15 protein-coding genes and 1 tRNA gene are annotated in these 14,509 nt (G+C 61.6%); 8 read left to right on the forward strand and 8 right to left on the reverse strand.

Annotated elements, in window-relative coordinates:
• Complete coding sequence (locus DMY87_RS20090; RefSeq protein WP_110793409.1) at positions 1-1,104, reverse strand: COX15/CtaA family protein; 1,104 nt, start codon at positions 1,102-1,104, stop codon at positions 1-3.
• Positions 1,105-1,224: 120 nt separating this feature from the next.
• Between DMY87_RS20090 and DMY87_RS20095 the strand changes: the two genes are divergently transcribed.
• Together DMY87_RS20095 and DMY87_RS20100 are read left to right on the forward strand one after the other, a co-directional pair.
• A complete protein-coding gene (locus DMY87_RS20095) occupies positions 1,225-1,434 on the forward strand; it encodes a DUF2842 domain-containing protein (protein ID WP_110793410.1) in 210 nt (69 codons plus the stop codon).
• Positions 1,435-1,566: 132 nt separating this feature from the next.
• Entirely contained in the window at positions 1,567-2,853 is a 1,287-nt protein-coding gene (locus DMY87_RS20100; RefSeq protein WP_245408988.1) for a GNAT family N-acetyltransferase, read from the forward strand.
• A gap of 23 nt (positions 2,854-2,876) precedes the next feature.
• Here the strand turns inward: DMY87_RS20100 and DMY87_RS20105 are convergent, their stop codons facing one another.
• A complete protein-coding gene (locus DMY87_RS20105) occupies positions 2,877-5,114 on the reverse strand; it encodes a Wzz/FepE/Etk N-terminal domain-containing protein (RefSeq protein ID WP_110793411.1) in 2,238 nt (745 codons plus the stop codon).
• Between the two features lie 198 nt (positions 5,115-5,312).
• On the opposite strand from DMY87_RS20105, the gene DMY87_RS20110 reads away from it, so the two are divergent.
• The 6 genes from DMY87_RS20110 (at position 5,313) to DMY87_RS24275 (ending at position 10,548) form a co-directional block, all read left to right on the forward strand.
• Positions 5,313-5,888, forward strand: coding sequence for a polysaccharide biosynthesis/export family protein (locus tag DMY87_RS20110; RefSeq protein ID WP_110793412.1), 576 nt, complete (start codon positions 5,313-5,315; stop codon positions 5,886-5,888).
• 3 nt (positions 5,889-5,891) lie between these two features.
• Positions 5,892-7,034 (forward strand): glycosyltransferase family 4 protein, encoded by a 1,143-nt coding sequence (locus tag DMY87_RS20115; protein WP_110793413.1) that lies wholly within the window; start codon positions 5,892-5,894, stop codon positions 7,032-7,034.
• Positions 7,035-7,147: 113 nt separating this feature from the next.
• The gene (locus tag DMY87_RS20120; protein WP_110793414.1) at positions 7,148-8,707 is read left to right on the forward strand and encodes an undecaprenyl-phosphate glucose phosphotransferase; all 1,560 of its coding nucleotides are present in this window, start codon (positions 7,148-7,150) and stop codon (positions 8,705-8,707) included.
• Positions 8,708-8,742: 35 nt separating this feature from the next.
• Positions 8,743-9,963: an O-antigen ligase family protein gene (locus DMY87_RS20125; protein WP_110793415.1), complete on the forward strand. Its 1,221-nt coding sequence runs from the start codon at positions 8,743-8,745 to the stop codon at positions 9,961-9,963.
• Positions 9,964-10,064: 101 nt separating this feature from the next.
• Positions 10,065-10,322 carry a hypothetical protein gene (locus DMY87_RS20130; protein WP_245408989.1) on the forward strand — a complete coding sequence of 86 codons (258 nt, stop codon included), beginning with the start codon at positions 10,065-10,067 and terminating at the stop codon, positions 10,320-10,322.
• 76 nt (positions 10,323-10,398) lie between these two features.
• Positions 10,399-10,548 (forward strand): hypothetical protein, encoded by a 150-nt coding sequence (locus DMY87_RS24275; RefSeq protein WP_165826366.1) that lies wholly within the window; start codon positions 10,399-10,401, stop codon positions 10,546-10,548.
• A gap of 13 nt (positions 10,549-10,561) precedes the next feature.
• On the opposite strand, the gene DMY87_RS20135 is transcribed toward DMY87_RS24275, so the two are convergent.
• The 6 genes from DMY87_RS20135 to DMY87_RS20160 form a co-directional block, all read right to left on the reverse strand.
• On the reverse strand, positions 10,562-11,608 hold the full coding sequence (locus DMY87_RS20135; RefSeq protein ID WP_110793417.1) for an extracellular catalytic domain type 1 short-chain-length polyhydroxyalkanoate depolymerase: 1,047 nt from the start codon (positions 11,606-11,608) through the stop codon (positions 10,562-10,564).
• 133 nt (positions 11,609-11,741) lie between these two features.
• Positions 11,742-11,818 (reverse strand) — tRNA-Pro (locus DMY87_RS20140).
• Positions 11,819-11,902: 84 nt separating this feature from the next.
• Positions 11,903-12,313, reverse strand: coding sequence for a hypothetical protein (locus DMY87_RS20145; RefSeq protein ID WP_110793418.1), 411 nt, complete (start codon positions 12,311-12,313; stop codon positions 11,903-11,905).
• A 105-nt stretch (positions 12,314-12,418) separates the two neighbouring features.
• A complete protein-coding gene (locus DMY87_RS20150; RefSeq protein WP_110793584.1) occupies positions 12,419-12,949 on the reverse strand; it encodes a MerR family transcriptional regulator in 531 nt (176 codons plus the stop codon).
• 128 nt (positions 12,950-13,077) lie between these two features.
• Positions 13,078-13,416, reverse strand: coding sequence for an integration host factor subunit alpha (locus tag DMY87_RS20155; RefSeq protein WP_110793419.1), 339 nt, complete (start codon positions 13,414-13,416; stop codon positions 13,078-13,080).
• A gap of 108 nt (positions 13,417-13,524) precedes the next feature.
• Complete coding sequence (locus tag DMY87_RS20160; protein ID WP_110793420.1) at positions 13,525-14,496, reverse strand: beta-ketoacyl-ACP synthase III; 972 nt, start codon at positions 14,494-14,496, stop codon at positions 13,525-13,527.
• Positions 14,497-14,509: the final 13 nt, after the last annotated feature.

Raw genomic sequence — 14,509 nt, forward strand, 5'->3', positions numbered from 1 at the left:
TCAATCGCGCACTTCCATGGCGATCGGACGTGGCCGTTCGCCGTAGAAGCCCCGCAGATGAGCAACCGCGAAGGCAAGCACGATCAGGGCCATGCCCTGATGCGTCAGGCCCGCATGCAGCGGAACCTGGGTCACCAGCGTGACGATGCCGACTGTGGCCTGCAGACAGACCAGGGCGAACATCAACACGCTGCGGCGGGCATGGGTCGATTGCGGCGCTGCGCGCAGACACTGGATCATGTGGAACAGCGCGATTGCGAAGAGCACATAGGCGCCCAAGCGGTGGACGAACTGAACCGTCTTCGGGTTTTCGAACAGGTTGATCCAGGCCGGCGCCTGAACGAACAGACCCTGCGGAACGATGGCGCCGTCCATCAGCGGCCAGGTGTTGTAGGTGAAACCGGCATCGAGACCGGCGACAAGCGCGCCCAGATAGATCTGGAAGAAAGTCATGGCGAGCAGAATGCCGGCGACCAGCCGCGCTCGTGGTGTCGGTGACGCATCCTCGCTGTGCGGGGCAAGACTGCGCATGATCCAGACACAGCTGGCAAAGATGAAACAGGCCATCATGAGATGGGTCGCGAGACGATACTGGCTGACATCAACGCGTTCGCTGAGGCCGGACGACACCATCCACCAGCCAATGAAGCCCTGCAGGCCACCGAGCGCCAGCACGCCGACCAGCGGCAGGCGCAGACCCGGCTCGATACGACCCTTGATCCAGAAATAGAGAAGCGGCAGAGCGAAGATCATGCCGATCATTCGGGCGAGCAGGCGATGCGCCCATTCCCACCAGAAGATCGTCTTGAACTCATCAAGGCTCATGCCCTTGTTGATCTGCTGGTATTGCGGGATCTGGCGATAGAGCTGCAGCTCTTCTTCCCATTCCGCGACGGAGAGCGGCGGGATGACGCCGTGGATCGGCTTCCACTGCGTGATCGACAGGCCGGAATCGGTGAGCCGCGTCGCGCCGCCCACCAGCACGAGACAGAACAGCGTGAAGACGACGACGCCGAGCCAGATGCGGATGGCACGCCGGTCGCTATCCACCTTGGCAATCTGGGTGCGGATTTGGGTTTCGGTACCGATCGTCGCAGCTGTCATCAGTCAATCCTCTTTTCGCCCGTTGATTTGCATCACTCCGGTGTGCAAAACAAGCCCGCCGGTTTGCGGCAAGCGGTCGCGTCGGAAGATGGCGGACCAGTCCTAAAAGAGAGACGTGCCATGCGGCCTTCCCTGCGCTCCTTCATCGGAACGATCGCCATCATCGTCATCGTGCTGCTCTATGCGCTTTTGGCGACGACCATCGCATCTGCGACCCTGGCGACGGCGCCCTGGTGGGCGCACCTCCTCTATTTCGTCCTCACCGGCCTCTTGTGGATCGTGCCCGCCATGCTGATCATCAAGTGGATGGCCGGCCCCGTCAAAAAGTAGCGCTGTCCGGGCTTTACCCCCTGTTTACCGCGTTCGGGTTCGATGCTCCAGGCACGACACGCCGATAACCGTTTCTTGCAGAAGGGCTGTTAGTCTCTGCCCCGCACGCAGGCAAATGGACGGGAGACCCGCATGCGGGAGCTGACATTGAAGACCATGACAGTCTTTGCGGGGCGGATGGCAAGCGACACGGCCATTCTGCCGACGTCTACCGTCACTCCGACGGCAACCGCCGTAGATGAAGACCTCGGCCTCGCCATTACCGTGCATTCGGATATGCGCGCCGTCGAGCGTGCCTGGCGACAGCTGGAAGCCGATCCGTGGAATTCGATGCATCAGGCTTTCGACTGGTGTTATGCCTGGGCACAGACCCATGGCAATCCGCTTGCAATAATCGAAGGCCGGCTCGACGGCGCACTTGCCTTCGTGCTGCCGCTGGAGATCGAAAGCCGTGCCACGGTGCGCACCGCCCAGTTCATCGGCAGCGCCTTCACCAATTACAACAGCGGCCTCTTCTCCGCCGATTTTCGTCACAAGGCCGAGCACTTTCCGGCCGGCGCCATCACCCGTGCGCTCGCAGCCGCTCTGGCAAACCGGACCGATCTGATCCACCTCACCCATGTGCCCCTCGACTGGCGCGGCGAGCCTCATCCCTTTGCCGATCTGCCGAAGGTCCTCAACCCCAACCCCGCCTTTCAGCTGGCGCTCGGCGCCGATATGGACGCGACGATCGCGCCGCTCAATGCCAAGGCCCGACGGAAAAAATTCCGCTCTCAGGTGAGAAAACTCGAGGCCGTGGGTGGCTTCGACCATATCCGAGCGACGAGTCCTGCCGACAAGAGCATGCTGCTCGAGACGTTTTTCCGGCAGAAGGCCGCGCGTTTCGAGGCGCAGGGTTTGCCGAACGTTTTCCAGCCGGCCGAGACTCAAGCTTTCTTCCACATGGTGCTGGAGATGGATCGCGGCGGCAGCGATGTCCCGCTTGAACTGCATGCATTGCGGCTGAAGGGCGACTATGCTGGCAAGATCGCGGCCATTGCCGGACTGTCGCGCAAGGGCGATCATGTGATCTGTCAGTTCGGTTCGATCGACGACACGCTGATGCGCGAGGCAAGTCCCGGCGAACTGCTGTTCTGGCTGATGATCGAACGCGCCGCCCTCACCGGTGCCAGCCTGTTCGATTTCGGTATAGGAGACCAGGATTACAAGCGCCGCTGGTGTCGCAGCGAAACGCTGCATCACGACCTGATGGTGGCTATATCGCCCCGTGGGCAGATTGCAGAACAGCTCCTCAGGGTGCTGACGCGAACCAAGGCGGCGATCAAGAACAATGCCAGGCTCTATTCCCTGATCCAGCGGATCAGGGCGATGGGTAGCAAGACGTCTGCTCCCATGGAGACCGTTTCCGAAAACGACTGACCCTTCGGCCCATGCCAGTCGGCTCAGGCCGCGTGTCGACGCGGCCCGTGGGCTTTGGGGCGCACGGACATCAGCACCAGATCATCGTAGCCGACATCCTGGAAGGCCTTCATGATATCGGCCAGCTCGCCAGCGTCCGGGTCGGGCGCCGAGAGAATGATCTCGTGTTTGCCATTGCGGCTCAGACGGGCAAGGCCCTCGGCCTGGGCCGGACCACACTCCACCAATACCAGATCATAGGCATCGGCCAGGGCATCGACGATCATCGACAGGCGGTCGGCACCGCGCATGGCCTGGCGGATGTCCGCATTGCCTTGCGGGATGATGTCGGCCGTCGAGCTGCGGTCCGGATGGATGCAGTCGGCGAATGCGGCTTCGCCGGTCAGGAGATCGGTGATGCCGGGCAGATCCGCCCAGGCGGTCATCATCTGGCTCGGCCAGGCCGAACCGGTCATGTCGATCAGCACGACGCGACGACCACGTCCGGCCACGTCGCGGGCAAGCGCCACCGTGCCGGCAGAGCCGTCATCGCCCGAAGGCGAAATCGCGAAGGCGGCGCGGGTGCCCTGCTCCAAAAGGAAATCGGCAACGGAGGCTGCGGAGAATTCGTCCTGTTCGTCCTCGACTTCCACGTCCGCGACCTCGTCTTCCTCGCCGCCGACCAAAGCGTCCGCATCGATCGGACGCTCGTCGGCCTCCTCTGGGAGATCGAGAAGGCTTGCTGGCTTGTCCTGTGCCGGAGCAAGGACAGCGGCCGGTGCGACATCGTCTGCCAGATCTGCAGCGGCAGCCGCCTGCATTTCGTCATCTTCCGGGAGAATCTCTTCGTCACGCTCGTATTCGCGCGCAGAAGAGCCGGCAGCCGGGCGCAGGGCGCGGCCGCTGAAGAGTTCCATCAGCATCACGATCACGCAGGAAATGATGAAGGTTGCGAGCGCCGAGACGATGGTCATCGGCAGAACCTTGGGGAAGCTCGGCTCCTGCGGCGGTACGGCGCGCGATATGACGCGGGCATCGGCCGGGCTCGACCCCTTGTCGAGGCGCGAGGAGGCTTCGCGGTAGCGGGCAAGATAGGTTTCCAGAAGCTGGCGTTGGGCCGCTGCTTCCCGCTCAAGGGACTTCAGGCCCACTTCATCCTCTCCGGCACGCGCGGTATCGGCCTTGACGGAGTTCATCTGGGCAATGAGCTGTGTTTCGCGCTCGCGAGCCACAGATGCCTGATTTTCGAGGCCGGCGGCGACCTTCAACGCTTCTGCGCGGATCTGCTCGCGCAGGCCCGCCAACTGGGCACGCAGCGACTTCATCTGCGGGTGGCCGTCGAGCAGTGTCGTCGACAGGTCCGAGATCTGCGCCTGAACCTGGGATTCGGCGGTCCGAAGGCGCTGGACGGATTCCGATCGGCTGATCGCATCGATCGTGTCGGTCGATTTGCCCGCCTTGATCGCCGCCTTCAGGTTTTCAGCGGTCGCCTCCGCATTGGCCCGTTCGCCGCGAACGCGGGCGAGTTCGGTCGAGATGTCGGAGAGCTGCTTGCTGCTGAAGGACTGGTCGGTCCCGAGCGACATCAGTCCTGCCTGGGACCGGTATTCCGCCACCTTCTGCTCGGCCTCCCGCACCTTTTCGCGCAGATTGGCAATTTCCGTTTCCAGCCAGCGCACGGCCTCGGAATTGCTGTCGAGCTTGGCACCGCTTTGCAGGGAGCGATAGACGTCGGCGATGGCGTTGGGCACATCGGCGGCCAGTTGCGGATCCTTGGAGGAGAATTCGATGCCGATGACGCGCGATTTCTCGACCTGGTAGACGGACAGCTTTTCCTTGAACGCCTTCAGCACACGCTCTTCCGGTGGAAGTTCGAGCGGGTTCTTCTTCAGACCGAACAGGACGAGGAAATCGGTGAGCGCGGACGGGCTGGATTCAGGATCGAATTCGGCACGCTCGTGCAGCTTGAGGTCACGCGCCACCTGCTTCATCAGGTCGACGGACTGCATCAGTTGCACCTGGCTTGCCACATTGAGCTCGTCCGGCATCGGCTCGACGGTCGAAGCATTCGGGCCGGAGGCGGAGAAGCTCGGTTCACGCGGCTCGATCAGCAGCATGGCGTCGCTCTTGTAGGTCGGCGAAATCGCATGGGCGCCGACAAAAGCAAGCACACCGACGAGAGCGGTCGTCGCAAGGATGGTCCCTTTCCGTTGCCACACGGCACGGAAAAACTGCGCGAGATCGATATCCACGTCCTGCTGGTCTCGGTCCAAACTCGGCATCACTCACACTCCCGGGGCTTTGTCCGGGCAAACGTAAAGGATCATGGTAACTCAAGGGTTAATCTCTGGCTGTGCGGCTCCCCTCCTCCCCCTCTACTTGTTCTGCGCCAGAAGAAGCATTCTCCGTTTACCGGGCATTAACCCTAATTGTTCGATAACGAACCATAAGAAATGGATTGATTGGGAGCGCGATTGCGCATGGCCATGGTCGGGAAACACGCGATACTTCTGCTCGCCGGCGCACTTCTGTCCGCCGGGCTGGCGGGATGCGCCGGTTATCGTCCGGCCCCGAAGGTCTTTCACGAAGCGACAATCCAGCCCTACCGCCTCGACAGCGGCGACCGGCTGCGCGTCACCGTGTTCGAACAGCCCAGCCTGACGAACACATATACGGTGGATCAGGCCGGCTATATCGCCTTCCCCCTGGTCGGCCAGGTCGCCGCCCGTGGGGCCACCCTCACCCAGCTCGAAGGCGTCATTGCCCAGAAGTTGAAGCAGGGCTATCTGCGCGATCCTGACGTCACCATCGAAATCGACCGCTACCGCTCGATCTTCGTCATGGGCGAAGTCGGCCAACCGGGTCAGTATGCCTATGTGCCTGGCATGACCATCCTCAATGCGATCGCCGTCTCCGGCGGCTTTACCGGCCGGTCGAACCAGCGGGACGTCGATGTCACGCGCAAGATCAATGGCCAGATCATCACTGGTCGCGTGCCGATCACCGATCCGATCCTTGCAGGCGACACCGTCTATGTGCGCGAACGGCTTTTCTGATCGATGTCAGAAAAGCAGCCTCTGCGCATCGTGCACTGTTTCCGGTCTCCTGTCGGCGGCATCTTCCGCCATGTGCGGGATCTGGCCGAGCATCACAGCCTTGCCGGCCACCAGGTCGGCATCGTCTGCGACAGTTCGACAGGCAGCGAACACGAAGACAAGCTGTTTGCGCAGATCATGCCACATCTCGCGCTCGGTCTCGAGCGCCTGCCGATCCGCCGCTCCGTCGGTCTCGACGATCTCGCGGCGCTGAAACGCAGCTACAATCACATCAAGGCATTGCAGCCTGACATCTTGCACGGACACGGCGCCAAAGGCGGCGTGGTCGCGCGGGTCATCGGCTCGATCCTGCGGGTTCAAAGGTATCGCGTGGCCCGCCTCTATTCCCCGCATGGCGGAAGCCTGCATTTTCGCCCGCGCACGCTGTCGGGCGAAACGGTCTTCATGGCTGAACGCGTGCTGGAGCGCGCAACAGAGGCGATCTCCTTCGTCTGCGACTACGAGCGCGCAACGTATGAAGCCAAGGTCGGCAAACCGAGTTGCGATGCCGTCAGGATCTACAATGGCATCAGCGACCGCGACTTCGGGGCAGTGCCCGCATCCGCCAATAGTGCCGACTTCGTCTATATCGGCATGTTGCGCGACATGAAGGGGCCAGATGTCTTCATCAATGCCTTTGCCGAGGTCGAACGTCGGCTGGGGCGTCCGCTCGCCGGCCGCATCATCGGCGACGGTCCCGATGAGGAGAAATACAGGCGGATGCTGGAGCAGAGAGGGCTATCGGAGCGCGTTACAATGGCGCCGGCCATGCCCGTTCGCGAAGCTTTCACCACCGGCAATATCGTCGTCATTCCGTCCCGGGCGGAAGCCATGCCCTATATCGTTCTCGAAGCGCTCGCCGCCGAAAAGCCCGTCATCGCTTCGCGCGTCGGCGGCATTCCGGAAGTGCTCGGGTTCGACAGCGCAGCCCTGGTCGAGCCCGGCGACGCGATGGCACTTGCCGGGGTGATGCTCACGGCATTGACCTCCCCGGACTGGGCTTCCCGCACCATGCCGGCCAAGGACAGCTTCCAGTCCCGCTTTTCAGCCTCCGTGATGGCGGGTCAGGTCGAGGCGCTTTATTACCGGCACCGCACCCGGATCTGAAAACGTGGCACTGTGCCCTAACGGCACAATTTCACCCCATATAAGAGGTGACGCTAAAGCGTTTCTTAGGACCTTGTTGATAGTCCTTGTGCACCCATGTGCGAGGGATCCCGATGAACAAGGTCGACAAACCGGACGCTTTCGATCTTGAAGCGCTCCGCCGCAGACCGGCAATGAATGCCGATGGCACGACACAGGCACCGGGCAGCGAGCCCAGAGCCGAAGTGAGCGCGCTCGCGCGCCAGATCGCCGGGCAATATGCCGTCGCCAATTACTCGCCCTCCATCGTGATCGGCCAGTTGCGCTTCCTGGAATTCTTCAGCCTCTTTGCGATTTCGCTCGCCGCCAATTATTTCATGGCGCTGGAACCGGGCGCACATTTCCTTCTCAGCGCCGTGAGCGGCGCGGGGGGTGCCCTGCTCGCCCTTTTCCTGATGCAGGGAAGCGACTGCTACCACGTCTCCATTCTGCGCACGCCGATGCGCTCCATCGCCCGTGTGCTCATCAGCTGGACCGTGGCCGTTGCACTTGCTTCGCTCGCCACACTGCTATTCGGCGATTTCGACGTCAAATACCCGAGCACGCTTGCGGTATGGTTTGCCGTCGGCGGGGCCTTCCTCGTCATCGAGCGCAATCTGATCGGCTTTGCCATCCGTCGGTGGGGCCGAAATGGCGTGATGGAACGGCGTGCCGTGATCGTCGGCGGTGGCAAGCCCGCCAAGGACCTGATCCGGGCGCTTGAACAGCAGCCGGAAAACGATATCCGTATCTGCGGCATCTTTGACGATCGCAATTCGCAGCGCTCTCCCGACGTCGTCGCCGGTTATCCGAAGCTCGGCAATGTGGCGGAGCTGGTGGAGTTTGCGCGGCTTGCCCATATCGACATGCTGATCATCTCGCTGCCGCTCAGCGCCGAAGCGCGGATCATGGAGCTTCTGCGCATGCTCTGGGTGTTGCCGGTCGATGTGCGGCTCGCGGCCCATTCGAACAATCTGCGCTTCCGTCCCCGCTCCTATTCGCATGTCGGCGCCGTCCCCTTGCTCGACATTCTCGACAAGCCGATCCGCGACTGGGATTCGGTTGCCAAGCGCGCCTTCGATATCTTCTTCAGCCTCTTGGCGCTGGTGCTTCTGTGGCCCGTCTTCATCGCGACCGCGATTGCCGTGAAGGCGACCTCCAAAGGACCCGTTTTCTTCGTGCAGAAGCGACATGGCTTCAACAACGAAGTCATCAACGTCCTGAAATTCCGCTCGATGTATACCGAGATGAGCGATCCGACCGCGAAGAACGCCGTCACCCGGGGCGACCCGCGGGTGACGAAGGTGGGCCGCTTCATCCGCAAGACCTCGATCGACGAACTGCCGCAGATCTTCAACGTGCTGCGGGGCGATCTCTCGCTGGTCGGCCCGCGTCCGCATGCGGTGCTCGGCCAGACGCGTGACAAGACCTATGGCGAAATCGTCGAGGGGTATTTCGCCCGCCACCGCGTAAAACCCGGCGTCACCGGCTGGGCGCAGATCAATGGCTGGCGCGGCGAGATCGACACGGACGAGAAGATCAAGTTCCGCACGGCCTTCGACCTCTATTACATCGAGAACTGGTCGCTGCTGTTCGACCTGAAGATCCTGTTCCTCACGCCGATCAAGCTGCTCAACACGGAAAACGCCTATTGAGCGCGCTCACCCACCAGAGCCCAGCCCTTCCCCGGATGCAGGTTGCCGCCATGCAGATGCTCGTGTCCTGGGTGCTCGGGTTCGGCGTCTTCCTGTCGGGCTTCGTCATTTCGGAACCGGCGCCCTATGAGCTCCTGATGGTCGGCCAAGTTGCGCTGTGGTTCCTGTTCGGGCTGCGCATCTCCCGCACCGTCGCGCCGCTGCTCGCTCTGCTTCTCGCATTCAATATCGGCGGGATGCTGGCGCTGACGGTCATGACCGAGATCCTGACCGAGCAATTTCTCTATGTCTTCGTATCGATCTTCCTGGCGCTGACGGCCGTCTTCTACGCGGCCGTGATCGAAGATCGCCACCAGCGGCTGGTGCTGATCTTCCGGGCCTGGGTGGCGGCCGCCATCCTCACCGGCATGCTCGGCATTCTCGGCTATTTTCATGCGTTTCCGGGCGCGGAGGTTTTTACCCGCTACGATCGCGCCATGGGCGCGTTCCAGGACCCGAACGTCTTCGGCCCCTTCCTCGTCGCGCCGATGCTCTATCTGCTCTACGGCCTCCTGAAGGGCAGACTGTCCGAAGCGCCGCTGCGACTGATCGGCATACTGATCATCGCCTTTGCCGTCTTTCTCTCGTTTTCCCGAGCCGCCTGGGGCCTCTTTCTCTTCTCTGCTCTGGCGCTGGTCTTCATCATGCTGCTGAAGGAGCGCAGCAATGCGTTTCGGCTGAAGATCCTGATGCTGTCGGTCGCAGCCGTTGGCGTGATGGTTCTGGCCCTTGTCGTGGCTCTGCAGTTCGAAAAGGTGCGCGACCTGTTTCTGGCCCGCACCCAGCTCGTGCAGGACTACGATGGCGGCCATCTCGGCCGCTTCGAACGGCACCGCCTCGGCTTTCAGATGGCGATGGAGAGGCCGCTTGGCATCGGTCCGATGATGTTCGGCAAGATCTTCCCCGAGGACGAACACAATATCTGGCTGAAATCGCTGATGACCTATGGCTGGGTCGGCTTCATCTCCTATATCTCGCTGATCGCCTGCACCTTCGCCATGGGTTTCCGCTACCTGCTGCGGGACCGGCCCTGGCAACCCTATCTGATGATCGCTTGGATCGTGCTCGTCGGGCACATGCTGATCGGCAATGTCATCGACACCGACCACTGGCGGCATTTCTATCTCGTGCTCGGCATCGTCTGGGGCTGCTGTGCGCTTGAACATCGCCATCAAAAGATGGTGCGGCGCCGGATTTCCACCGTGGAGCCTGCCTGATCCGTCGTCGATAAGGCGTGGATCCCAAGCCTTGAACCTTTGCTCTGCTGTGCCATATTCAATATATGATCACGCCAGCACAGATCCGCGCTGCACGCGCAATGCTCGACCTCACCATCGATCGGCTCTCCCAGGAAAGTGGCATTAATGCACTGCTGATCCTGCAGATCGAATCCGGCAACGGCTATGAGGCGACGCCAGGGGATCATGCCATGCTGAGGCAGACCCTGGAGCGGCTGGGCATCCTCTTTCTGGACTCCGGCCAGGCAGGTCCCGGCGGCGCGGGATTGCGCCTCGTCGCAGCAGATCACCAGGAAGGCATGCGACCGGAAGAGCTGAACTCTGCCAACAATGATTGAAAGTTTCTGATACCTCGTTGGAACAATATCCCGCTTGAAAGCTTACCTGCCTGACAAAACCAGACAGGAGACTTTCATGAGCCGAAACAATGGCCTCTACTTGATCATCGGCGCCCTCGTCGTTGCCGTCATCGGACTGGGCATCTACGTCTATCAGGAAGAGAGCAAGCCGAAGGGCGTCGAATTGCGCATCGGCGAAAGCGGCGTTTCCGTCGAGGAGAACTGATCGACCTCCCGCTTCAGGCGGGTCGGATAAAGGTTTGGTAGAATTGTTTGGGGGCGCTGTTGGCGCCCTCAAGCATGTAAGGCTGGCGACCCGCCGTTCCCCTGCGCACAGGGACCGGGAGTCCATGGTCGAGAGCATCAATGATGCGATATTCGACCAGCACCCTGCCCTTTTCGTCCTTCCAGACCATCGAGGTTCCATCGGTCGCGGGCCGCGTGACGCCAGCTTCGAAATCGAGACCATAGACGTCAAGCCATTGGGCCAGCGTTGCTTCGGCATTGGCAATTGCAACCACGCTGTCGGCGCGGCCATGCCAGATCGAAACCGCAGGTCTGCGCGTCTCTGACCCGTCGCGGGCCGCACGCACGAGGTCACCCCATTCACGGTCGCTGCGGCGAGCCCCTGATTTCATCACATGCAGCGCCGACATGGCATCGCGGGCCGCGCCGAAGGGGAGCCCGGCCACGATCTGGCCGGCGACAAAGACGTCCGGATAGTTTGCGAGCAAGGCGCCGGCCATGGCTGCGCCGGCAGACAATCCCTGCAGGAAGATGCGATCTTTCGGGATGTTGTGACGGGTGGCGCAATGATCCACCATCTGGCGGATCGACATCAGTTCCCCGCGATCACGCGCGACCGAACTCGGACGGAACCAGTTGAAACAGAGGTTCTGGTTGTTTTGCCGGGTCTGCTCCGGATAAAGGAGCACGAATCCCTTTTCCCGGGCCATGCGGCTCCAGCCGCTGCCCTTGTCGAACTGGGCGGCCGTCTGGAGGCAACCATGCAGCACAACAACCAGTGTCGGCGGATCGCGCCTGAGCGCCGGCACGAATTCCAGCATGCGCAACCGGCCGGGATTGCTGCCAAAGGCATGGACCTCGACCAGGGACGCCCGTGCTGTGGCTGCCTTGGATGTGGCTACGCGCTTCTTGGCTTTCGGCGCCGCCTTCGGCAGATCACCCAGGCCAAAGACCGGAAAGGCGTCCTTCACCATCTTGCGCCAGCGGCGCTGCCCCTTGAGGAGCGCGGACAGCGGAGACAGGGGGTTTTTGAAGCGCATGGGGGGCGATCTCTTTCGGCAGGCGTGAAGATCGAATGTAATGCTGCATTGCAGCAATACTAGGACACGCCGGCGATTAACCGGTATGCCCTTTCATCAAGAAAGAAATTTGCTGGGATATCAAGGAAGAGATTGGTCGGGGCGGCGGGATTTGAACCCACGACCCCTTGACCCCCAGTCAAGTGCGCTACCGGGCTGCGCTACGCCCCGACCTGCCTAAACGGCACGTTCCCTTTAGACAGTCAGCCCAGCCCGTGCAAGGGGAAAGTCGCTGACCGCAAAAATTTCCTCGGGTCATTTCAGCCGCTGCATCAGCGCCTGAACCTCTTCGAACCGGCGGCGGTCTTCGTGATCTTCGCTGTCAGAGGCGTAGCAGGTGGAATCCATGCAGAAGCGCGTGACCTTGGTCGGGCTGGTGCCGGCATCGAACTGGCATTCGATTTCGTCGGTGATATCGCCTTCTTCGGCGTCCATTCGCGTCGAATAGGTGAGCCGGGCACCGGGCGGCGTCAATTCGGGAAAGGCCTGGACGACGCCCACCTTGAGGTCCCTCGCCATCAACATGCTCTTGGCCACGAAAATGCAGGCCTCCTCCACCGTCTGTGGCCGTGTTCCTGCCTCTGCAGCAGCGCGGGGTGCTGGTGACGGCGTCTGGGCCAAGGCGGGGGTGGCGATCAGAAGGGCGGCGGCAAACAAACGTTTCATGGGACCTCACAGGGTTCGTGATGTTCCCTCAACGTCTTCAAAGAGTAGGGGTTCCCTCCAGGGAACCGGAAGGACTGACACTCTGCCGATGACTTGGAATTACCGTCAGCGGACCTGGTCCAGCAGGCGCTTGCACTCCAGGAGATCGAACAGCGCTTCCTGCAGCAAGGCGCGGTCCTCCTTGGCGATCGAGCCTTTGCCGAGCGAGATTTCAGAGGCATCATCGGCCGATCCGCCAAAGCCGAAGAAGCGGCCGCTGGCCCGCACCTTCGGCCGACCGACGACCTGGTCATCCTCAAGTGCCACGCGCGGGTCTTCGGTCTTGGCAGAACTCGCCGCGACAAGCGCTTCCATGGTCGCGACATCGCCTGTGGCGACCGCCATCACGAACTTGTTGCCGTTCGTCTTCAGAAGCTTCTGCACGCCCTTGATCGTATAGCCCTGATCATAGAGCAGATGGCGGATGCCCTTCAGCAATTCGACATCATCGGGCCGATAGTAACGCCGCCCGCCGCCGCGCTTCAGCGGCTTGATCTGCGGAAAGCGGGTTTCCCAGAAACGCAGGACATGCTGTGGCAGATCGAGATCATCCGCAACTTCGCTGATGGTGCGGAAGGCATCCGGGCTCTTGTCCAACTGCATGACCATGCTCCACGTGCGATGCGCCAAGGCTTGGGCGACTCGCCCGTCATTTCAACGGTTTGGAACGAATTTTTCAAGCGATCCGTGACGGCAGGAGCGACACTCCACCGTTTTTGGTCGGATCAAACCGCCGGATTGGCCGGCTTCTGCTTGGCCTTGCGCGCGATGTGGGCACGCAGGATGCGCTGCTTCAAGACGTTGGATGCCTTGAAGGTCATGACCCGACGCGGCGAGATCGGCACTTCCTCGCCGGTCTTCGGATTGCGGCCGATGCGTTCGTTCTTGCTGCGCACCTGGAAGGTGGCAAAGGACGAAAGCTTCACCGATTCGCCACGCACAATGGCGTTGCAGATCTCGTCGATGACCGTTTCGACCAACTCCGCGGACTCCGTTCGCGAAAGACCGACCTTGCGAAAGACTGATTCTGCCAGATCCGCACGTGTCACTGTCTTCCCGGCCATAGTTCTCGCCCGCCTAAATCAATGATCTTGTTGAATTCGGAAGAACCTATTGTCCTTAACCGCGACGGTCAAGCTCTTGTTGGTGCGCAATTTTTACTCTTTTTTGGACTACCAGCGCAGGAGGACCGCTCCCCAGGTGAAACCACCGCCCATCGCTTCCAGCATCACGAGATCGCCAGGCTTGATGCGGCCATCGCCAGCCGCGACCGCAAGCGCCAGCGGGATCGAGGCAGCAGAGGTGTTTCCGTGCTGGTCGACGGTGATCACGACCCGTTCGTCGGGAATGCCGAGCTTCTTCGCAGACGCATCGATGATCCGCTTGTTTGCCTGGTGCGGAACCAGCCAGTCGACGTCAGCGGCCGTCGTGCCGGTGGCATCAAAGGCCGCCTCGATCACGTCGGTGATCATGCCGACCGCATGTTTGAAGACCTCGCGGCCCTCCATACGCAGATGACCGACCGTACCGGTCGTGGAGGGGCCACCGTCGACGTAGAGCTTTTCGCGGTGGGTGCCGTCGGAGCGCAGGTTCGACGTCAGGATGCCGCGATCGGCCACGCTGCCTTCACCCTCCTGCCCTTCCAGCACGATCGCGCCTGCGCCGTCGCCGAAGAGCACACAGGTGGTGCGGTCGGTCCAGTCGAGGATGCGGGAGAAAGTTTCGGCGCCGATGACCAACACGCGTTTGGCCATGCCACCCTTGATATAGAGATCGGCCGTCGCCATCGCATAGACGAAGCCGGTGCAGACGGCCTGCACGTCGAAGGCGAAACCGTGCGTCATCCCCAGGCGGTTCTGGATGTTGACGGCAGTTGCCGGGAAGGTGTTATCCGGCGTCGAGGTGGCACAGATGATGAGATCGATATCCTGCGCGGTCAGGCCTGCGCGCTGAAGCGCCTGCTCGGCGGCAGCGGCACCGAGCGACGCCGTGGTTTCCCCCTCGCCCGCGATGTAACGCTGGCGGATGCCGGTGCGCTGGACGATCCACTCGTCAGAGGTTTCGACCATGTCTTCAAGATCGCGATTGGTCACCACCCGTTTCGGGAGCGACGCTCCGAAACCGCGAACTACTGAACGGATCATCGTGTTTCCTGCC

Source organism: Peteryoungia wuzhouensis, from assembly GCF_003205195.1.
Lineage (GTDB): Bacteria > Pseudomonadota > Alphaproteobacteria > Rhizobiales > Rhizobiaceae > Allorhizobium > Allorhizobium wuzhouense.